Source organism: Nocardia sp. NPDC047648, assembly GCF_040642815.1.
GTDB lineage: Bacteria > Actinomycetota > Actinomycetes > Mycobacteriales > Mycobacteriaceae > Nocardia > Nocardia gamkensis.
The window spans coordinates 118,175-138,562 of sequence record NZ_JBEYSX010000015.1 but is presented as its reverse complement, the minus strand read 5'-3'; the positions used below and the strand labels follow the sequence as shown (position 1 = coordinate 138,562).

The 20,388-nt window shown below is 68.7% G+C and carries 17 protein-coding genes and 1 tRNA gene; 4 read left to right on the top strand and 14 right to left on the bottom strand.

The features are described from left to right. The first annotated feature begins 100 nt into the window (after positions 1 to 100). Positions 101 to 562: a MarR family transcriptional regulator gene (locus tag ABZ803_RS27740; RefSeq protein WP_357043669.1), complete on the top strand. Its 462-nt coding sequence runs from the start codon at positions 101 to 103 to the stop codon at positions 560 to 562. An 86-nt stretch (positions 563 to 648) separates the two neighbouring features. Here the strand turns inward: ABZ803_RS27740 and ABZ803_RS27735 are convergent, their stop codons facing one another. Together ABZ803_RS27735 and ABZ803_RS27730 are read right to left on the bottom strand one after the other, a co-directional pair. After that, a complete protein-coding gene (locus ABZ803_RS27735) occupies positions 649 to 1,530 on the bottom strand; it encodes an RNA polymerase sigma-70 factor (RefSeq protein WP_357043793.1) in 882 nt (293 codons plus the stop codon). Between the two features lie 191 nt (positions 1,531 to 1,721). After that, positions 1,722 to 2,912, bottom strand: a complete 1,191-nt coding sequence (locus tag ABZ803_RS27730) for an FAD-dependent oxidoreductase (RefSeq protein ID WP_357043667.1) — start codon at positions 2,910 to 2,912, stop codon at positions 1,722 to 1,724. Between the two features lie 246 nt (positions 2,913 to 3,158). Between ABZ803_RS27730 and ABZ803_RS27725 the strand changes: the two genes are divergently transcribed. Beyond that, positions 3,159 to 3,551 (top strand): hypothetical protein, encoded by a 393-nt coding sequence (locus ABZ803_RS27725; RefSeq protein ID WP_357043665.1) that lies wholly within the window; start codon positions 3,159 to 3,161, stop codon positions 3,549 to 3,551. 209 nt (positions 3,552 to 3,760) lie between these two features. Here ABZ803_RS27725 and ABZ803_RS27720 read toward each other — a convergent pair. The 5 genes from ABZ803_RS27720 to ABZ803_RS27700 all read right to left on the bottom strand — a co-directional run bounded on the left by ABZ803_RS27720 (position 3,761) and on the right by ABZ803_RS27700 (position 9,550). Beyond that, positions 3,761 to 3,833, bottom strand: a tRNA-Thr gene (locus tag ABZ803_RS27720). A 62-nt stretch (positions 3,834 to 3,895) separates the two neighbouring features. Further along, positions 3,896 to 5,101, bottom strand: coding sequence for a DNA polymerase III subunit delta' (locus ABZ803_RS27715; RefSeq protein WP_357043663.1), 1,206 nt, complete (start codon positions 5,099 to 5,101; stop codon positions 3,896 to 3,898). A 477-nt stretch (positions 5,102 to 5,578) separates the two neighbouring features. After that, positions 5,579 to 6,085: a DUF664 domain-containing protein gene (locus ABZ803_RS27710; protein WP_357043661.1), complete on the bottom strand. Its 507-nt coding sequence runs from the start codon at positions 6,083 to 6,085 to the stop codon at positions 5,579 to 5,581. Positions 6,086 to 6,122: 37 nt separating this feature from the next. Next, on the bottom strand, positions 6,123 to 9,023 hold the full coding sequence (gene topA, locus ABZ803_RS27705; RefSeq protein ID WP_357043659.1) for a type I DNA topoisomerase: 2,901 nt from the start codon (positions 9,021 to 9,023) through the stop codon (positions 6,123 to 6,125). A gap of 320 nt (positions 9,024 to 9,343) precedes the next feature. Beyond that, entirely contained in the window at positions 9,344 to 9,550 is a 207-nt protein-coding gene (locus ABZ803_RS27700; RefSeq protein ID WP_011206895.1) for a cold-shock protein, read from the bottom strand. Positions 9,551 to 10,073: 523 nt separating this feature from the next. Between ABZ803_RS27700 and ABZ803_RS27695 the strand changes: the two genes are divergently transcribed. Continuing rightward, complete coding sequence (locus tag ABZ803_RS27695; protein ID WP_357043657.1) at positions 10,074 to 12,371, top strand: DEAD/DEAH box helicase; 2,298 nt, start codon at positions 10,074 to 10,076, stop codon at positions 12,369 to 12,371. A gap of 288 nt (positions 12,372 to 12,659) precedes the next feature. Here the strand turns inward: ABZ803_RS27695 and ABZ803_RS27690 are convergent, their stop codons facing one another. From ABZ803_RS27690 to ssd, 7 genes are all read right to left on the bottom strand, one after another. Further along, positions 12,660 to 12,989 carry an Rv3654c family TadE-like protein gene (locus ABZ803_RS27690; protein ID WP_357043655.1) on the bottom strand — a complete coding sequence of 110 codons (330 nt, stop codon included), beginning with the start codon at positions 12,987 to 12,989 and terminating at the stop codon, positions 12,660 to 12,662. 110 nt (positions 12,990 to 13,099) lie between these two features. After that, positions 13,100 to 13,414, bottom strand: a complete 315-nt coding sequence (locus ABZ803_RS27685; RefSeq protein ID WP_357043653.1) for a TadE family type IV pilus minor pilin — start codon at positions 13,412 to 13,414, stop codon at positions 13,100 to 13,102. A gap of 59 nt (positions 13,415 to 13,473) precedes the next feature. Further along, a complete protein-coding gene (locus tag ABZ803_RS27680) occupies positions 13,474 to 13,674 on the bottom strand; it encodes a DUF4244 domain-containing protein (RefSeq protein WP_357043651.1) in 201 nt (66 codons plus the stop codon). A gap of 441 nt (positions 13,675 to 14,115) precedes the next feature. After that, positions 14,116 to 14,739, bottom strand: coding sequence for a type II secretion system F family protein (locus ABZ803_RS27675; protein ID WP_357043649.1), 624 nt, complete (start codon positions 14,737 to 14,739; stop codon positions 14,116 to 14,118). Positions 14,740 to 15,516: 777 nt separating this feature from the next. Next, on the bottom strand, positions 15,517 to 16,311 hold the full coding sequence (locus ABZ803_RS27670; protein WP_357043647.1) for a type II secretion system F family protein: 795 nt from the start codon (positions 16,309 to 16,311) through the stop codon (positions 15,517 to 15,519). Beyond that, positions 16,308 to 17,492 (bottom strand): TadA family conjugal transfer-associated ATPase, encoded by a 1,185-nt coding sequence (locus ABZ803_RS27665; protein WP_357043644.1) that lies wholly within the window; start codon positions 17,490 to 17,492, stop codon positions 16,308 to 16,310. Before ABZ803_RS27665 ends, ABZ803_RS27670 begins: the two co-directional genes overlap by 4 nt. Positions 17,493 to 17,502: 10 nt before the next feature. Continuing rightward, complete coding sequence (gene ssd, locus ABZ803_RS27660; RefSeq protein WP_357043642.1) at positions 17,503 to 18,612, bottom strand: septum site-determining protein Ssd; 1,110 nt, start codon at positions 18,610 to 18,612, stop codon at positions 17,503 to 17,505. A 569-nt stretch (positions 18,613 to 19,181) separates the two neighbouring features. Here ssd and ABZ803_RS27655 point away from each other — a divergent pair. Further along, on the top strand, positions 19,182 to 19,991 hold the full coding sequence (locus tag ABZ803_RS27655) for an HAD-IB family hydrolase (protein WP_357043640.1): 810 nt from the start codon (positions 19,182 to 19,184) through the stop codon (positions 19,989 to 19,991). The last annotated feature ends 397 nt before the right edge of the window (positions 19,992 to 20,388 follow it).

Genomic DNA, 20,388 nt, shown 5'->3' with positions numbered 1-20,388 from the left:
AATCGAAGCTCTCCCGAGCCGGGCGGCCGCGACCGATCCAGGAACGCGGCCCGTCCTGATCGCCGCTCACTCATATATCATTCTGTGATAATATCACTCCATGATGGATGAGTCGATGCCATCGCCGGTCCCGCCCGAGTCTCAGCACCTCAGCGATCAGGAATACTCGCGGCTGCTGGCGTTCCGGGCCGGGCTTCGCCGGCTCCTGCGGTGGAGTGAGCGCCGCGCGGCCGAAGTAGGGCTCACCGATACGCAGCACCAACTGCTGCTGGCGATCCGGGGGCATTCGGCCCCGGGCGGGCCGACCATCGGAGAGATCGCAGGCTACTTGTCCACCCGCCACCACAGCGTGGTGCAACTGATCGACCGCACCGAGCAACTCGGCCTCGTCGCCCGCAAGCGAGGGCAAGGCAGCGACCGCCGCGTCGTCCACCTCACCCTCACCGAGGCGGGCAAGGAAATCCTGGCCCTGCTCAGCGCCACACATCTGGAAGAACTCCAGCGACTGACTCCACTCCTCGGCACCCTCGACGACCTGCCCGCCGTGCCGCAGGCAGGATGAGCCTGCCGGACCCACTCCCCAACCGAGACGCGGTAGGCGAGGCGGCCACCGCCCCAGTCGGTGCGCGGACGGGCCGTAACCGGTCTTCAGCGCAGAGTGAGTGGGATCTCGGAATCGACGCGGGTCAGTTTCTGCGGGTTGCGGACGTAATAGAGGCCTGCGATACGGGTGTCCTCGACGCGCATCGCGATGACGCCGTCGAGTTCTCCGTCCACGTACAGGGCCAATGCGGGACTGCCGTTGACCGTGGTCGCCTCGACGGTGAGCGCGACGTCGTTCCTGGTGAGCCCGCCGACGATGAACCGGGCCACCTTGCCCGCACCGATGACCGGACGCGGTGTGGCCTGCTTGATGCCGCCTCCGTCGCTGATCGCCACGACGTCGGGGGCCAGTACGTCCAGCAGGCCGCGCAGGTCTCTGGTCTCGAGCGCGCGCCGGAACGCGGCGGCAGCCGCTTCGGCCTCCCGCGCGGTGACCGAGCGGCGCGGACGGCGGGCTTCGACGTGGCGGCGGGCGCGGTGGGCGAGCTGGTGGACGGCGGCGGGAGTCTTGTCGACCGCGGCCGCGATTTCGTCGTAGCCCATCCCGAATGCTTCGCGCAGCACGAACACCGCGCGTTCGGTCGGGGTCAACGTCTCCAGCACGAGCATCAGCGCCATCGAGACGCTTTCGGCGAGTTCGACATCGGCGGCCACATCCGGCGTGGTGAGCAGTGGCTCGGGCAACCAGGAACCCACGTAAGCCTCCCTGCGGCGTTTCATCGACCGCAGCCGGTTGAGCGCCTGACGGGTGGTGATCCGGACCAGATAGGCACGGGCGTCGTCGACGTGCGCCGCGTCGACCGCCACCCAACGCAACCACGTCTCCTGGAGGACGTCGTCGGCATCGGCCGCCGATCCGAGCATCTCGTAGGCGACGGTGAAGAGCAGGTTGCGGTGGGCGACGAACGTTTCCGTCGCCTCGACCATGGCGTGGTCGCGACCCGCTCCCGCACCGTCGTCCCGCCGCGATTCGCCGGGCTCACTTGTCGTGTTCATCAAGTCCTCTTCTTCCGTCCGTCGGGGGCCGTGCGACGCCGGTAGTCGCTGCCACGTGCGGCAGCGCCCGCGATCAGGGATGCTGCCGCACATCGTGCAGTCGAAGTCACCGGCGGGATCGGCTAGGCGACCGGTGACGCGGTGACGCTGCGCCGGGCCTCCAGCAGAGCCGGCCTGTGCTTGCCGTCCTTGAACCAGGAGTGCGACCCCGGCTTACGCGCCTCGTTCACCAGGTGTTCGACGCTGGAGGCGCAGGAGAACTCCTTGAGCTTCTTACCCACCGGGCCGCTGAAATAGAGCCGCAGCGCGGTGTCGTCCTTGTGGGCGAGCTGGAAGATCCCGGCGCCGCGGCCGAAGCTGACGCACATGGCGGGGAACGACAGGTCGATCGGCGCAGGCCGGTCACCCGCGATGCGGTGCAGCACGGTGTCCGCGGCATGAGCACCGAGGCAACCCGCGGCGTAGGCGCTCATCCGGAACGGCAGGTCCGACGGTGCCGCCGAATCGCCCGCCGCGACGATGCGCTCGTCGTCGACGCTGGTCAGGGTCTCGTCGGTGAGCAGACGCCCGGCGCTATCGGTGCTCAGCCCGCTGCGGGCGGCCAGATCCGGAACACCGAAGCCCGCGGTCCAGATGGTGACCCGGCTCGCCAACGTGCGGCCGTCGGCGAGTTCCACGGCCTCCCGCGTCACCGCGGCGACTGCCGAGTCCGGGCCTTCCAGCACGCTGACCCCCAGCTTGGCGAGATACTTACGGGCTGTGCGCCGAGCCTTCGGATGCAGATACGGGCCGAGGATCCCGCCGCTGACCAACGTGACGGCGCGCCCCCGCTCTGCCAGCTCGGCGGCGGTCTCGATGCCGGTCGGACCGCCCCCCACGACCGTCACCGCAGCCGCCATGGGCGTGTCGAAGAGCACCGACCGCAACCTCTGCGCCGCCTCCAGAGTCGCGACCGGGTAGGCGAACTCGGCCGCGCCCGGCACCCGTGGGCCCGCACTGCCGCTGCCCACCGCGTAGATCAGGTAGTCGTAGCGGATCTCGTCGCCCTCCGCCATCGTCACCCGCCGCCCGGCCGCGTCGATTCCGGTCACGCTGTCGACGATCAGCCGAACGCCCTCGGCGAGGACTTCGGCATAGTCGACGACCGCATCGTGGGTTCCGCCCACCAGTTGGTGCAGACGCAGCCGCGGGACGAAGAGCGGGCGGGGATTGATCACGGTCACCGCGATGTCGTCACGCTGCGTGAGACGGTTCGCCGCCATCACACCGGCATATCCGCCGCCGATCACGACCACATGGATGTTGTTGCTCATGGTGTCTCCTTCGCTCCGAGAGGCTCGGGAACAAGACACCGCCGGGACGCACATCCTGACATATTGTGATGCAGGTCATATAGCTGGTCGAGGACCCGGGATTGGGCAGGCCGCTCCGAACCAAGCGTGGCAACGTTCTCGCCACCGCCGCTCAGCTGTCGAGGACAGCTGCGGCCGGCGTGGCGAAGTCGGCGTTTCGCGAGGACACTGAGGTCGTAGAGCCCACCTCGTCTCCAGGAGCACATGATGCCAACCAACGGACCTTTCGGCATCGATCCGGAAGATTTCGAACGCGCACTGCGTGGGGCGGGAACCGAACTGCGCGACCTGCTCGGGAAAGCAGGCGTATACCTCGACCGCGTCGACCACGCGAGCCTCGGTTCGCTGGCGTCGCTGTTCGGTCAGTTCGTCCAGCCGGAACGGCCACGTCCACCGGAGCGCGAGGGTGAGATCACCGGCGAGACCGGCAGCGGGGTATGGGCGATCTACAGCATCGACGACACCGGCGAGGCCAGGATCGACCAGGTCTTCCCTAGCGAACTCGAGGCCTTACGCGCACACCGCGACAACACCGACAATCGCCGTCGAGTGCGGTTTCTCCCCTACGGGGTTCCGGCAAGCGTGTTGGACGCACCCTGACCCGCGGACTCGCTCCATGAGTCGGGATCGGCCGGTATCGCTTCCAATTACACGGAGGCGTGCAACGACCCCGGGCTTGCCGTAGAAGCAGTCGCAGACCGGCATACATCGCTACAGGGGCACCCGCGCGAGGTGTGGACGCATGGAGAAGCGGCTGACAACAACCAGTCGTCCCAGCGCGGAAACAACCGTTGACCTGGCTTTCTTTGAGCCGCCTGGGGGAATCGAACCCCCGACCTTTTCATTACGAGTGAAGCGCTCTACCGACTGAGCTAAGGCGGCGTGCCTTTCGGCCAAGCGAGTCTATCCTCTCGCGGCCCGATCGCGAAAACAGGTGGTCACGGTCACTGTGCGCGGGCCGCGATGAGGGCGGCGGCCATGGCGGCGAGGGCGAAACGGGGTTTGACGTTCAGGTCGAGCGCGGTACGGCAGGCGAGCACGGCCTCGATGGACTTCAGCAGGCCTTCGGGGCGCACACGCGCGGCCAAGTCGTGGATCTCGTCGGACAGGTCCGGGTGGGTGAGCGCGACGCCGGAGCCGAGTCGGGTGGCGCCGAATCGGACGGCCAGCGCGTCCCGGTAGACGCCCGCCACGTCGATCAGAGCGCGATCGAGTGCGTCGCGGCCGGTGCGGGTCGCGCGGGACTTCTGCCGCCGCTCCAAGTCCTTCAGCACGCCTGCGGAGCCGCGAGTCGCGCTCGCCGCGCCCTTGCCGGTGCCGCCCGCGCCCATCGCGGTCGCTAGTTCCTCGCGCTCACGTTCGTCACGGGTTGCGCTCATCTGTTTGGCCTCGTCGTCGGCCGCGCGCACCAGCTCGTCGGCGGCGGCATAGGCCGCGCCGGGCTTCCCGGATGCGGTGACCAAGGCCAGAGCGCGCCGGCGGCGGGCTCGCGCCTCCTCGTCGGTGGCGAGCCTACGAGCACGGCCGACATGGCCGCCGCTGATGGAGGCGGCCCAGTTCGCGGTCTTCTCGTCGAGGTTGTCGCGTTCCCGCAGCACCCGCGCGATGGCGGGCACCGATGGCGTCACCAGGTGCACGTGCCGGCAGCGGGAGCGCAGTGTGATCGAGATGTCCTCGGGGTCGACCGAGGGGGCGCAGAGCAGGAACACCGTCCGTTCCGGCGGCTCCTCGACGACCTTGAGCAGCACATTTCCGGCCGCCTCGGTCAATCGGTCGGCGTCCTCGATGACCACCACCTGCCAGCGCCCGGTACTCGGCCTGCGCGAGGCCACCTGCACGATCTCGCGCATCTCCTTGGTGCTGATGCTCAGGCCCTCGGGCACCACCCGGCGCACATCGCCGTGCGTGCCCGCCATGGTCGTGGTGCAGGCGTGACACCTGCCGCACCCGGGTGTCCCCGAGTCGGTGCACTGCAACGCCGCCGCGAAGCACAGCGCCGCGACGGATCTGCCCGAACCGGGCGGGCCGGTGAACAGCCACGAATGCGTCATCGCGCCTTCGACCGCTCCCCCGCGCGCGGCTACGGCGGCAGCCGTCAACTCGGACTCGACCGCCTCCTGGCCGACCAATCGATCGAAGACTCCCGCCACGCCGTACACCCTATCGGCCCCTCCCGACAGTTTCGGGCCGATACCGCAGCACTCTCACCACCGGCCACGACGCGCACTCCACCGCACGCCCGGCACCTCCCAACAGTTTCAGGCCGACACCGCTGCACCCTCACCACCGACCACGACGCGCACCCCACCGCACGCCCCGCCCCTCCCAACAGCTTCAGGCCGATGCCGCAGCACCGCAACGGCGACGCCCGCACTCTCCGCACGGCCGACTCGGCCCGCAACAGCCGTGCTGATCCGCCGCCGTCCCCGGATCGCGTCCACATACGCACCCATCGTGTGAGGGATCGGAACGTCGCGCCGCCCGACCGACTGGGGGAGGCACTCGTATCGCACGAAGAGCTTCTGCGCGCCGGGGTGATGCGCGGGAGGACACCTTCGGGACCCAGCATCACCCGGATTTCACGGCGACCACGGCAAGTCGGCCGCACTCGACAGCCCCGTCCGAGCCTAGGAGGCGCGCTGGTGTGTGCTGTTCGCCCCGTCCAGCGCCTCACGGATGATGTCGGCGTGGCCCGAGTGATGCGCGATCTCTCGCAGGATGTGCAGCACCGTGTAGCGCACCGACCACCAGATGCGCTCCGGAGTCCACGGTGTCGTCGGAGTGGGGATCGAGGTGTCGAGGCTGTCCACCGAGCGGAGCAGTTCGGCCGTCGCCGCGGCAACCTCCTCCCAGGTGGCAAGCAGGCCTGCCACGGTCTCGTCCGGGGCCATCACGTACTCGGCGCCGAACTGCGAGACATCCAGTTCCGCGTTCTCGTCCCGCCGCACGATCACCGACGTCCAGTGCCGTTCGCAGCTGACCAGGTGGTGCAGCAGCCCGCCCAGGGTCAGCTCGCTCACCGTGGTTCGCTTCCGCGCCTGCTCGTCGTCGATGCCACGCAGGGTGATGCGGAAAAGCTCGCGCTGGTCGGCGAGCATCGCGATCAGATCCTCGCGCTCCTGTTCGGTACTCATGGCGCTCAGGCTACGGCTATCGCCATGCGCCGAGAACTCACGACTTCCCGACGCCGGTCTTCTTCGCCGCCGTCTTCTGCGCCGCAGTCTTCTTGGCCACCGTCTTCGTAGTGGTCGCCTTCTTGGCGGCGGTCTTCTTGGCCGCGGTCTTCTTGGCGGGAGCCTTCTTCGCGGCGGCCTTCTTGGCGGTCTTCTTCACCGGCCCGCGAGCCCGCCGGTCGGCGAGCAGTTCCATGGCCCGCTCCGCGGTGATCGACTCGATCTCGTCGCCCTTGCGCAGCGTCGCGTTGGTCTCGCCGTCGGTGACGTACGGACCGAAGCGGCCGTCCTTGATCACCATCGGCTTGCCGCTGGCCGAATCGTTGCCGAGTTCACGCAGCGGGGCGGCGCTGGACGCCTGCCGCCCACGGCGTTTCGGCTCCGCGTAGATTTTCAGCGCCTCCTCCAGCGTGACGGTGAAGATCTGATCCTCGGTGTTCAGCGAACGCGAGTCGGTGCCCTTCTTCAGGTACGGCCCGTAGCGCCCGTTCTGCGCGGTGATCTCCTCACCGCTCGCCGGGTCGGTACCGACCACACGCGGCAGCGACAGCAGCTTCAGCGCGTCGTCGAGCGTGATGGTGGCCAGGTCCATGGACTTGAAGAGCGAGCCCGTGCGCGGCTTCAGCGCAGCGGCCTTCTTCGCGGTCTTCTTGGCGGGTTCCTGCCCCGGCTCGACCTGCGGTTCGGGCAGCACCTCGGTGACATACGGGCCGAAACGTCCCTCCTTGGCGACGATTTCGTGCCCCGACTCGGGATCGACGCCGAGCGAACGACCCTCCTGCGGCGTCGAGAACAGCTTCTCGGCGACTTCGGGGGTCAACTCGTCCGGCGGGAGATCGTCGGGCAGGTTGGCCCGCTGCGACACCGGATTACCCTCGGGGTCATCGGGATCGGCGACCATCCGCTCCAGGTACGGCCCGTACTTGCCGACCCGGACCACGACATCGCGTCCGTCGGCATCGCTGAACAGCTTGATGGAGTTGATCTCGCGCGCGTCGATATCGTCGAGCCGCTCCCCCACCATCTTCTTCAGGCCGCCGGACCGCGCGACCGACCCTTCCACACCGTGATCGCCGCCGAAGTAGAAGCTGGACAACCAGTTTCCGCGCTGCTCGCGTCCACCGGCGATGGCGTCGAGATCGTCCTCCATGGCAGCGGTGAAGTCGAAATCGACCAGTCGGCCGAAATGCTCCTCCAGCAAGCCGATCACGGCGAAAGCCACCCACGACGGCACCAGCGCGCTGCCGCGCTTGTAGACGTAGCCGCGGTCGAGAATCGTCTTGATGATCGACGAATACGTCGAAGGGCGGCCGATGCCGAGCTCTTCGAGCGTCTTGATCAGCGACGCCTCGGTGTAGCGCGCGGGCGGGTTGGTGCTGTGCCCATCGGGATTCAGCTCGACCGCCGTCACCGCCTGGCCTTCATCCAGCGCGGGCAGCCTGGACTCGGCGTCGTCGGACTGGCCGCCCGCCTCCTCGTCGACGCTCTCCACATAGGCCTTCAGGAAGCCGGGGAAGGTGATGGTGCGGCCCGAAGCGGAGAACACGCACTCCTCGCCGGTACCCGCGACGCCGGTGATGCGCAGCGTTAGCGTGGTGCCCCTGGCGTCGGCCATCTGGGAGGCGACCGTGCGCTGCCAGATGAGTTCGTAGAGCCGGAACTCGTCGTTGTCCAACCGCGCGTGCAACTGACCTGGTGTGGCGAACGTGTCGCCCGCCGGACGGATCGCCTCGTGCGCCTCCTGCGCGTTCTTCACCTTGCGGGTGTACTGCCGTGCGGTCGGGTGCACGAACTCCGAGCCGTAGAGCTGGGTGGCCTGCGCACGGGCCGCGGCGATGGCCGACTCCGACAGCGTCGTGGAGTCGGTACGCATGTAGGTGATGTAGCCGTTCTCGTACAACCGCTGCGCCACCCGCATGGTCCGCTCGGAGGTGAAACGAAGTTTGCGTCCCGCCTCCTGTTGCAGCGTCGAGGTCATGAACGGCGGATAGGGCTTGCGCGTGTACGGCTTGGCCTCCGCCGAGGAGACCACCAGGTCGGCGCCGTCCAGCGCCTCGGCCAGCCGCCGCGCGTAGCCTTCGTCCAACACGACGACGCCGCTCGCGGCCTTGAGTTGCCCGTCCGATCCGAAATCGCGCCCCGTGGCGACCCGCGCGCCGTCGACGGTGACCAGACGTGCGCCGAAGGTCCTCGGATTGGTGGCGTCGCCCTCCTCGCCGTTGCCCGCGTCCAGCTTGGCGGCGATGTCCCAGTACTCGGCGGAACGGAACGACATCCGCTCACGTTCGCGCTGCACGATCACCCGGGTGGCCACCGACTGCACGCGGCCCGCCGACAGCCGCGGCATGACCTTCTTCCACAGCACGGGGCTGACCTCGTAGCCGTAGAGCCGGTCCAGGATGCGACGGGTCTCCTGCGCGTCCACCAGATCGTTGTCGAGGTCACGGGTGTCCGCGGCGGCGGCCTGGATGGCGGGTTCGGTGATCTCGTGGAACACCATCCGCCGGACCGGCACCTTGGGTTTGAGCGTTTCCAGCAGGTGCCAGGCGATCGCCTCGCCCTCGCGGTCGGGGTCGGTGGCCAGGTAGAGCTCGTCCGCGTCCTTCAGCAGGCTCTTGAGCTCGGTGACCTTGGCCTTCTTATCCGGGCTGACGACGTAGATGGGTTCGAAGTCGTTGTCCACATCCACGCCGAGGCGCGCCCATGACTGGCCCTTGTACTTGGCCGGGACATCCGCCGCACCGCGCGGCAGATCCCGGATATGACCGACCGACGCCTCGACCGTGTAGTTACGACCCAGGTACGGCGCGATCTTGCGGGCCTTGGTCGGGGACTCGACGATCACGAGACGACGCAGGGCACGGCCCTGGTCGGCTGCACCGCGGTCTCGTGTTGCCACCGGCGAATACACCTTTCCTGATCGACCCGCGCTGCGTAGTTTCCGCTGTGCGCGGCTTGGGGTGAGCGGCTGCGACGGCTGAACGTCGCACCAGACACGTTTATACCGTGACGCCGCGTGTGGTCGAGTGCTTCCGACTCGAACCACTGAGCGTACGCCCGCCAGTTCGAATCAGTATGCCTGCCGTTTCGCCACACCTGCGCCGCGGCATGCTCGGCGGACCGATCCGCCGGCGCACACGGGCCGTGACTACCCCAGATATAGCTCGTCCCTCACCCCGTTGCCGGTGGTGAGGGACGAGCTGTGAATCCTCGCGCCGCTCAGCTGAGCGCACGCACTCCGGTGGCCTGCGGGCCCTTGGTGCCCTGGCCGACCTCGAACTCGACCTTCTGGTTCTCCTCGAGGGTGCGGAAACCCGAACCCTGGATCTCGGAGTAGTGGACGAAGACGTCAGCGGAGCCGTCCTCCGGCGCGATGAAGCCGAACCCCTTCTCCGCGTTGAACCACTTCACAGTTCCCTGTGCCATTCTGTTCCTTCTCTTTTCTTACCGGAACGGCGGACAACTGGGTTCGTCCACCGGGTCCGTTCCGACCGCTGTACTGTTGGTTCCCCCTGCAGGAAAGCACCAAGCACACCGTTCGCAACATCGATCCTGCTGACGGTTTGGACTTTGGATCCGTCCCTCGAACACAGAAGCTTGCGACCAGGAACCAGTGAACCATGTCTTCGGGCAATTCAACAGTCGAGTTACCGACAATTTGCAAAAAAGTTGATCTTGCGAATGCGCAGGTGAGGGACACAATGGTGGAATCCAGACTTGGGGTTCGTTTGCTTGGTGATAACCGAGTCGACGTTCAGCAAAGAAGCTGTGACCCAGGTCGCTATTTGGTATCGAAATGGCAGGTAGGGGTTGCCGGACGCACACGTTTCACACTTCCGGAGCGTGTGGCGGGGTTCGCATCGTGAATCAGCCGTACTCAGCGCTGCCTGCACGGCCTCCCTCAGGGCTCAGCTACGGGGCATCGTTGCTGAATCGTGTCCTAACGGGGGTGCCGGACAACGATCCTCGGCTGACGCATGTGGTCGAGTTGCCCGCGCGGGCCGCGGCACACTCCGCCTGGCCCGCCTGGGCATCACCGGATGTGGTTGCGGCATTACGCGACACGGGCCTCGACGCGCCGTGGCGCCATCAGGTCGAGACGGCGGATGCGGCGTTCCACGGACAGCACGTGGTGGTGAGTACCGGGACCGCCTCGGGCAAATCGCTCGGTTACCAGCTTCCGGTGCTCACGGCGCTGCAAGCCGATCCCAAGGCCACCGCGCTGTATCTCTCGCCGACGAAGGCGCTCGGCGCCGATCAACTGCGCGCGATCGGCGCGCTCACGCACGAAGGTCCGTTGCGCGATATCCATCCGGCCACCTACGACGGCGACACACCCGCCGAGATCCGCCAGTGGGTACGCGCCAACGCGCGGTGGATCTTCACCAATCCGGACATGCTCCACCTGGGCATACTGCGGTCCCACCAGCGCTGGGCGCGCGTACTGCGCAGGCTGCGTTATGTAGTGGTCGACGAATGCCACGCCTATCGAGGTGTTTTCGGCTCGCATGTCGCGCTGGTGCTGCGCAGGCTGCGGCGGATCGCCGCACGATACGGCGCGGACCCCGTGTTCGTGCTCTGCTCGGCGACCTCGGCCGAACCTGCGGCGGCCGCGTCGCGCCTGATCGGCGCGCCGTGCATCGCGGTCACCGCGGACGGATCACCGCAGGGGCCACGGACCGTCGCGCTCTGGGAACCGCCCTTGCTCACCGCGTTCACCGGCGAGAACGGTGCGCCGGTGCGCAGGCCCGCCACCGCGGAAGCGGCGCGGATCATGGCTGATCTGGTGGCCGAAGGCGCTCGGACCTTGACCTTCGTCCGCTCGCGCCGAGCCGCCGAACTCACCGCGATGGAGGCCAGAAGACTGCTGGCCGAGATCGATCCGGACTCGGCCGCGCGTGTGGCGTCCTACCGCGCGGGATATCTCGCGGAGGACCGCCGTGATCTGGAAGCTGCCTTGTCGGACGGATCGCTACTGGCCGCCGCGACGACCAACGCCTTGGAACTCGGCGTCGATATCGCGGGGTTGGACGCCGTGGTCATCGCCGGTTTTCCCGGAACGGTCGCGTCGTTCTGGCAGCAGGCCGGACGGGCCGGGCGGCGCGCTCAGGGATCGCTCGTGCTGCTCGTGGCGCGGGACGACCCGTTGGACACCTACCTGGTCCACCACCCGGAAGCACTGTTGGACAAGCCGGTCGAAGCCACCATCACCGATCCGCGCAATCCCTACGTCCTGGGACCGCAGCTGCTGTGCGCCGCGCTGGAGTTGCCGCTCACCGACGCCGAAGTGGACGAACTCGGCGCAGGTGAGGTCCTTGCCGGGTTGGCGGCGAAAGGGTTGATCAGGCGGCGCGGAACGGAGGATCGCGCGCGCTGGTACGTGACCGCGGAGACGCAACCGCACGACGCGGTGGATGTCCGGGGCGGCATCGGCGCTCCGGTAGCCATCGTGGACGGCGAAACCGGCAGGCTGCTCGGCACCGCGGACGCGGGACGGGCGCGGGCCACGTTGCATCCCGGCGCCGTTCACCTGCACCAGGGCGAGACCTACGTGGCCGACGAGCTGGATCTCGACGACGGCGTGGCCTTCGTGCACGCCGCCGAGCCCGGCTGGACCACCAGCGCGCGTCAGGTGACCTCGATCGCCATCGATGCGGTGACCGATCGCCGCTCTCACGGTCACGTGACGGCCGGGCTCGCGCGGGTGCGGGTTACCAGTCAGGTGATCGGCTACCTGCGCACGCTGGTCACCGGCGAAGTGCTCGACCTGGTCGAACTCGATCTACCGCCACAGACGCTGCCCACCAGGGCGGTCATGTACACGGTGACACCGGAGCTGCTGGCGCTGGCCGGAATCGAACCCCAGGACGTGCCCGGAGCGCTGCACGCGGCCGAGCACGCGGCAATCGGGCTGTTGCCCCTGGTGGCGACCTGCGACCGGTGGGACATCGGCGGCGTCTCCACCGCCGAGCATCCGGACACCGGGCTGCCGACCGTCTTCGTCTACGACGGCCAGGCCGGCGGAGCCGGGTTCGCCGAGCGCGGCTTCGCCCAGCTGCGGCAGTGGCTTTCGGCCACCCTGGCGGCCATCGAGTCGTGCGGCTGCGCGGCCGGCTGTCCGTCCTGCGTCCAATCACCCAAGTGCGGCAACGGGAACCACCCGCTGAACAAGGCGGCAGCGGCACGCCTGCTCACTGCCGTGCTCACCGAACTGTCCGCCGGCGCGGAGGCGTCGCACGATTCGTGACGGCGCAGAGTCGGACGCGTGACCAATTGTCGACCTTGCCAGCGCGCACGCTGGGAAGACTGGGAGACCTCCTAGTGGAATGACACCGCTTCACCCTCCGCGAATAAAAAGGATTAGTTTCATGTTAACTAGAGTATTGCCACTGGGTCCATTGCCGACATGCGCATTCATCGCTATTTGATATCCGGACCCGCGCGGGGAATTCCACGGGCCCGCTTTTAACCGGCTAGTAGAATTACCGATTTCCGCTACCGGACGCGACGCAAGGGCGACCGTGTATCGAACTCGTCAGCCTTCAACCGGGCAGGCCCGCGCACTCGCTCGAACGACGCGATCGCCATACAGACCTATTGGTACATTCCTTTCCACAACGACCGTGAGGTCCCACTCCGCAACCTCACAGACGCGGATTCGTGTCCCCATCCGCCGCGCCGCCTCGCCCGCCTCCGCGCATGCGCCTTCGACGCCGGCCACCAACGCACCCGCACCGGCGAGCGCCGCCGAATCCGCGGCTGCCTGCGCCCGATGCCGCGCCACCACCACGGTGCCCACCTGGGCGATCAAGAGCGTCACACCGATCAGCCCAACGAGCACCAAGCAGGTGAAAACTGTGGCCAACCCGTCCTCGTTCGACGCGCGCCGTGGACTCCGCGCCACGGATGCCTCCCGCCAGGCCGGCCGGGCCACGCCACCGTCGAGCAGGTGGGCGTGCAGCCATGCCGCCCCTTTCACTTCGCGACCCCGGGTTCGAGCGTCACGACCGCTTCCGCGCGGAGGGTGAGCAGCGGTAACAATGGAGTTCCTGCGGAGACCACGGCTATGGCACGAGTGCCCTCGATGCGGAGTGCGATGTCGGCCGAGGGCGGGGCGATGCGCTCGGCCGCCGGGCGAGCGTTGGCATGATCGCCGCGAGCGGCGAGGCGGGCCGCCTCGCCGGCGGCGTCGACACAGCGGACCTGAGTCGACGCCGCCAGTAATGCTCCGAGGCAGAGCACGACGGCCGCCAAGAGCGCGGTCAATGCGAGCGCGGCCTCGACCGTCACCGCTCCCCGATCGTCGCGCGGGCCCGGCGCGGCACGGCATCGTTCGGCCGCTGCGACGCCTACACCGACGTGTTGAGCGCCCGGTCGATGATCTTCGTCAGCGCGTTCACGATGCTGTCGCCGGTCACCACGCCGTAGAGCACGGCACCGAATGCCGCCGCCGCGATCGTGCCGATCGCGTACTCCGCCGTGCTCATGCCGTCCTCCGCGACCACCGCCCGAAGCACTCGCACACGCAAGGCCATATATACAGCCCTCATCCTCCGGCCCACGGACATCGCGACCCCCTGGATACGCACCCGATTCCTCCTTTCCGGCCCGTGCGGCCGCTCCGCACGGGCACCCTTGTTCCGAAGCAGTCCGCGGCGCGTGCCGCCGTCTCGGAACCACCTCGCCGCCGCCGATCCGCACACCCGGACCAGGCGAACACTCACTTCGCGAAATGCCCGACGGCGCGACCTCGCCCCGCCGAACCGCCGACCACGCACCACCGCACGGTGCTCCCCCGAACCCGTCACGCTTCCGAGCCGACACTGTCGGGTCACGAGGCCACGGCACGTCGCGGAATGACAGCAATCCGCTCACACCCCGTCTCCTGTCACACCCACGTACCGCCGCGCCCTGAACCGCCGAACCCGTCCGAAAGCACCGCGTGCTTCGAGCCGATCTCGTGGAAGGCACAGCCGCGGGATGCCGCAGGATTACAGCAGTCCGCCGTCGAGCACTCGTCCTGCCAAGCCGATGACCACCGGCACTATGCCGAGGCAAACGAAGGCCGGGAGGAAGCACAGACCCAACGGCCCGCCGATCAGGACACCCGCGCGCTCCGCCTTCGCGGCCGCCCTGTCTTCGACCGCGGACCTCTGCTGCTCGGCCAGTTCCAGCACCGCGGCCGCCAGAGATGACCCGGAGCGTGCCGAGCGGCGTGCCATCCGGGCCAGTGACTCGATCTCCTCGGCCCCGGGACGCCCATTCGCGTCGCGCGCCACCTGTTCCCAGACCGTGGCCGCGTCGGCCCCCAATGCGAGCAGGTCCGCAGCGCGCCGCAATGCTTCGCCGAGTGCTTCGGGCGCCTCCGGCGCCACCGCCCGCGCCGCGCCTGCCATGGGCAGCCCGGCCCGCAGGCAGGCGGCCAGCAGATCGAGAACCGAGGCGACGGCCAACGGATCCATCCCCTTGTTCGCCCGGCGCGACGACTCGGTCGGCCCGTGGTGGGCTCGGCCGAGGACGGGTAGCCGCCGGCTTACGGCGACCCGCCCCGGGAGCAGGGCGAGCGCCGCCGCTACCAGCAATAACGGCAGCGCCGCATTCGGGATGAATGCCATCATCAGCCTCCTTCACCTGCCCTGTGGGGCGAGAACCGCAGATATGACCTGCCGTCAGGCCACATGGCGACATGCCGAAGGTCACAGGCGTGCCACCGCGCCCACCACGCTTCGAGCGGAAACCACGCACACGACGCGTCATCAGGCCATACGGCGGCACACCGAACGCCACAGACCTCCCAGCGCACCCACAACCGCAGAGCGAAAACCACGGACACGACGCGTCATCAGGCCATACGACGACATACCGAACGCCACAGACCTTCCAGCGCACCCCACAACCCTCGAGCGAAAACCACGGACACAACCCCTCACCAGGCCATACGGCAGCACACCGAACCCCACAGGTCTCACAGCGCACCCACAACCCTGGAGCGAAACCAGGGACGCCACCCGTCGCGTGGCTGCCCGGCGGCTTAGCACGCGTCACCGGCGTACGGGAACCCCCGGAACGCTGGGTGCGAGGATCACGGGTACGACCTGATGGCAGGACATACGGTGACATGCGGCGCTCAGCCGACCTGCCGACGCCGCCGACACATTCGCCGATGAGATCGGCCGGCGGTCGCGGCGATGGGCGGGTGCTGCGGACCGGGCGGCGGCTTCGTGCGGCCGTACCGCTCGCGGTTATGGCAGAAACCACCGCTGCAATCGGCGGGCCTACGAACCTCCACGTCTCGCCGACGGATTTCCACGCGTCGGGTATCGACGCCGACATCGAAAGCGATGAGCCGGCCTGGATATTCGGCCGCTCACAGCCGGCCGTCGTAAGCGTCGTCATATCAGCACCTTTCGCGTGATCACATCGGTCCACAGCAGGCCCGCGCAGGCCAGGCCCGCACCGAGCGGAAGCAGCACCGTCCCTGCGGACGAGGCGAAGAGGACGTGCAGCGGCGCTGCGCCCATCATTTGGCCGAGGGCGATGCCGAGAAGCGGCAGGCAGGCGAGGACCGCGGCGGTGGCGCGCGCACCGGCCAGCGCGGCTGTGGTGCGGCCGTGGAATCGAAGGCGGCCCGCGAGATCCGTTCGGGCCGCCGACAGCAACTCGGCCAGCGCCAAGCCATGCCGCTCGGCCACCTGCCAAGCGCCCGCGACCCGGGAAAGTTCTTCGGTGATCAAGGAATCCGGTCTGCGCAGGCCCTCCGCCGCCGAGCCACCGAGCCGGCTGCGCGCGGCACCGATGGCGAACGCGCGTGCCGATTCGCCCCGCACCTCACGCGCGGCGGTCTCGGCGGCGGCACTCGGGTGCGCCCCTACCCGCAGTTCGGCGATCACGGCCTCCAAAGCGTCGAGCAGATGTCCTTGCTCGGCACTCCTGCGCCGGTCTCGCGCCGCCCGGCGGGCACGCAACCCGACCGTTCCGCTGACCAGGCCGGCCGCGAGGAAAGGACCAGGGCCGAAGACGAGGAGCACAACCACCACGCCTGCGCTCGCAACGGCACGAAACAGCTTTGCGCGCTCCGGCATCCGATACTCGGCTCGCGCGGTCGACAACCGCTCGAACCGGCGGCGCGACCGCGGCGCCGGGGCCACGATCAACGCCAGCGCGAGGCACAACATCGCGCCGCTCATCGGTCGAGCCGTTCGGCGAGCAGGCTGGACAGGTCCGCGGCGGCGGGAGCCGCACCCGTGTCGTGCCAGGCGGGCGTGATCCGCACGTGTCCCGCGCCGCTACGGTGCACGAGGCCGATCTCCCGTAAGCCGCGCGAGCCGTCGGATCGACGGTGCACGTGCAGGACGACCTGCACCGCGGCGGCGAGCTGACTGTGCAAGGCCGCTCGATCCATTCCGCCCAAGGCGGCGAGGGCTTCCAAGCGGGCCGGGACTTCTCGCGGTGAGTTGGCGTGCACGGTGCCCGCTCCGCCGTCGTGACCGGTGTTCAACGCAGTCAGCAGGTCGACCACCTCGGCTCCCCTGACCTCGCCGACCACCATCCGGTCCGGCCGCATGCGCAGCGCTTGGCGGACCAGGTCGCGGACGGTGATCTCACCGACGCCCTCTACGTTCGCGGTCCTGGCGACCAGCCGGACCACGTGCGGATGCGGTGGCGCGAGTTCCGCCGCATCCTCGACGCAGACGATCCGCTCGGAGGGGTCCACCGTGGCGAGCAGGCCGGACAGCAGCGTCGTCTTGCCTGCGCCGGTGCCACCGACCACGAGGAATGCCAGCCGCGCCCGGACGATTCGTTTCAGCAGGACCTTCGCGTCGGCGGGCACCGCGCCCGCCGACGCGAGCGCGTCGAGTCCCTGAGTAGCGGGACGAAGTACGCGCAGCGACAGACAGGTGCCCCCGTGCGCGACCGGCGCGAGGACCGCGTGCAAGCGCACACCGAAGGAATCCCCCAGTGCCGCGCCGGTTCCCGTCAGCCGGCCGTCCACCCATGGTTGTGCGTCGTCGAGCCGTCGCCCGGCCGACAATGCCAGGCGCTGGGCAAGCCGCCGTACCGCGGCCTCGTCGGAGAACGTGATCGAAGTCCGCTCCAGACCGTGCCCGCGATCGATCCACACCGCGTCGGGCCCTGTCACCAAGACGTCCGCGACGTGCGGATCGTGCAGCAGCGGTTCGAGTACGCCCGCGCCGGTCAGCTCCGTCTGCAACAACCGCAGGGCGCGCAGCAGATCGGTGTCCCCCAGCACCCCGCCCGCTTCGGCGCGGATCGCGGCGGCGACCTGCGCCGGATCCGGATCGCCGGTCTCGGTGGCCAGTCGCTCCCGCACCCGATCCAGCAGCTCGGTGGTCAGTATCGCGCTCATCTTCCCCACCTCACCTCCGCTGTCCGGGTGGTGCGCCGAGCACGCCGAGCACGGCGTCGGCGGCATCGCGCAACGGTCCGCGCCTGCGGACCGAGATCCCGCCGCGCTCCAGCCGGTGCGCCAGACCGCTCTGGGCACGGACGGCGGCGAGCAGCGGAAGATCGAGCACCTCGGCGACCTCGGGCGCGCGCAGGCCACCGGGCGCCGGGCCGCGAACGATCAGGCCCTGGTTCGGGTTTCGGCGCGCGATGTGCGCGGACACCGCCTCGGCGGCGGCGACCGCCCGCAGGCGCGCCGGGACCACCAGCACCACGAGATCCGCCGAGTCGAGCATCTGGTCGGCATGCGGTCCGCGCTCACCGGAAATGTCGCAAACTACGAAATCGCCTGCGACACGGCCCGCTTCGATCACAGCGCGGACTCCGGCCGCACCGAGCTCGCGTGGCAATCGTCCCGCACCGCAGCGCCCGCAGGACAGTACCGCCAGTCCGGGCGCCGCGATGGGCAGGGCGCCGTGCAACGCGGTGGCGGAGACCCGCCCGTCCTCGATCACCAGATCGGGCCAGCGCAATCCAGCCGTGTTCTCGATACCGAGCAGCAGGTCGAGGCCACCCGCGAAGGGCGCGCCGTCCACCAGCAAGGTCTCGCGCCGGAACCCTTCCGCGGCGGCGCGCAGCGCGACCGCGACGGCCAAGGTGGATGCCCCTGCCCCACCGCCCGCCCCCGCGACGGCGACCACCACGCCATCGCCCGCACGTTGCTCGCCGTACTCGGCAAACATCTCGATAAGCCCCACCGCCGCGCCGGGCAGGGCGATAGCCCGCTCCGCCCCGACCGAGGCGGCGGCCTGCCAGTCGAGCAAGCCTGGCTCACCATCGGTTACCAACACCACGCCGGTCCGGCGCAGGTATCCCGCCACGGCCGCCTCCCGCGCCGCATCGGTGTCGAGTATCACCAGCGGCGCGCCCGTCCAGGCATGCCTGCCGACCGGCTGGGTCCGCTCGTCGAGAGACCGTTCGGCGGCTGCCGCGATGCGCCGGACCTCCTCGCGCAGGCGGTCGTCATCGATGAGCACGAGAGCGGGCGGCGGCCCGGTCGGCTCCGATGCTTCGAGGTTCATGCAGGTCAGCGTTGCTGAACACGCACGGGCAGAGAAGGGCCGATGTGCCGAATGTGGATAGCTTCCGGGTTGTGGACAACTTCCGAGCGGGGCGTCCTACCGCACTGTCCCTGAAATAGAGGACGGCCCCAGCCGGGGGGGGAGGAGGCTGGGGCCGTCGGGGTTCAGCCCCGGGGGGTCGGGCTGAACGCGCCTGGACCATGTCCAGGTGCCAGCAATACTACACCCAAGCCCCGCCCACAACGCAAGTCTGCCGACGGACATCTTTGCGGCCCTCGTGGCTTCGGCGTCTACGGGGCAAACTCCACCGACGCACCGTCCGCACGCCCGCCGCCGTCGGAACACACGTGCCGCTCGGGCGCGACCGTCGTCCATCCGCCGCCCACCTGCGGCGGATCGAAGGCAGGCAAGCCACACGACAAGCGCGACGGACCCGATCCGCCGGTCCGCCGGGCCACCGCACCGGGCTGCCGAGATGATGCCGCCACGCGGCAGAAGCACCGCAGTGAGCCGCCCCGCAGCTCAGCGCCCCTCCGGAGGGCGGCGACTCCGCCGCCTATCCTGGTCAGGTGGACAACTCAGCCCCTACGGGTGGACGCGTCGCGGCCTTCTTCGATCTGGACAAGACCGTGATCGCGAAGTCGAGCACGTTCGTGTTCAGCAAGCCCTTCTTCGCGCAGGGGCTGTTGAACCGCCGCGCCGTCTTGGAGAGCAGCTACGCGCATTTCCTGTTCCTGCTGTCCGGCGCCGACCACGATCAGATGGAACGCATGCGCGCCCACCTGACCAGCATGTGCGCGGGCTGGGACGTCGAACAGGTGAAATCCATTGTGGGCGAGACGCTGCACGAGCTGGTCGATCCGCTGATCTACGCGGAGGCCGCCGACTTGATCGCCGACCACAAGATCCGGGGCCACGACGTGGTGATCGTCTCGGCCTCCGGCGAGGAGATCGTGGGTCCGATCGCCGAAGCGCTCGGCGCTTCGCACACCGCGGCTACCCGGATGGTCGTGGCGGACGGGAAGTACACCGGCGAGGTCGAGTTCTACTGCTACGGCGAGGGCAAGGTCGCCGCTGTCGAAAAACTCGCCGCCGGGGAGGGTTACGACCTGTCGCGCTGCTACGCCTACTCCGATTCGATCACCGATCTGCCCCTGCTCGGCGCGGTGGGGCACCCAACCGCGGTGAACCCGGATCGCAATCTGCGTCGCGAGGCCACCGCGCGCGGCTGGCCGATCCTGACCTTCTCCAACCCGGTATCGCTGTGGGCGCGCTTCCAGTCGCCGTCCTCGACGACGGTCGCGGCCACGGCCGCGGTCGGCTTGAGCGCGGTGCTGGCGGGCGCGATCAGTTACCGGATGCTGCGCCGCCGACGCTGATATCCGGGTGCTCCGGCACCTCGTGATGCCTGGTCGCCGGATGCTTGCCCAGGCATTTGCCGACTTAGCACACGCCGCAGCGGACCAGGCATTTAACCACGAAACGCCGGGAAACACGCCGATTATTCAATGTCTGACAATCCCTTGATGTGAGTGCAGTCACAGTGTAGAAAGGTAACTACGGAAGGGCGGAAGGCCAAGGCAGTACCGGAAGAGAAGGCACTGTCTCCCGACCATCCTTCCCAGCACGGACACCAGGCACCCACGCGGAGCGCGCCGCGACAAGGGCAGAAGCGTTGTGGGCCTGCGAAATACGGATAGTCGACGGCGAAGGCCTCGCACAGGTTGCGGGGATGAACCGGCCGGTGTCCGGATTGTCGCCGAGGCCGCAGAACAC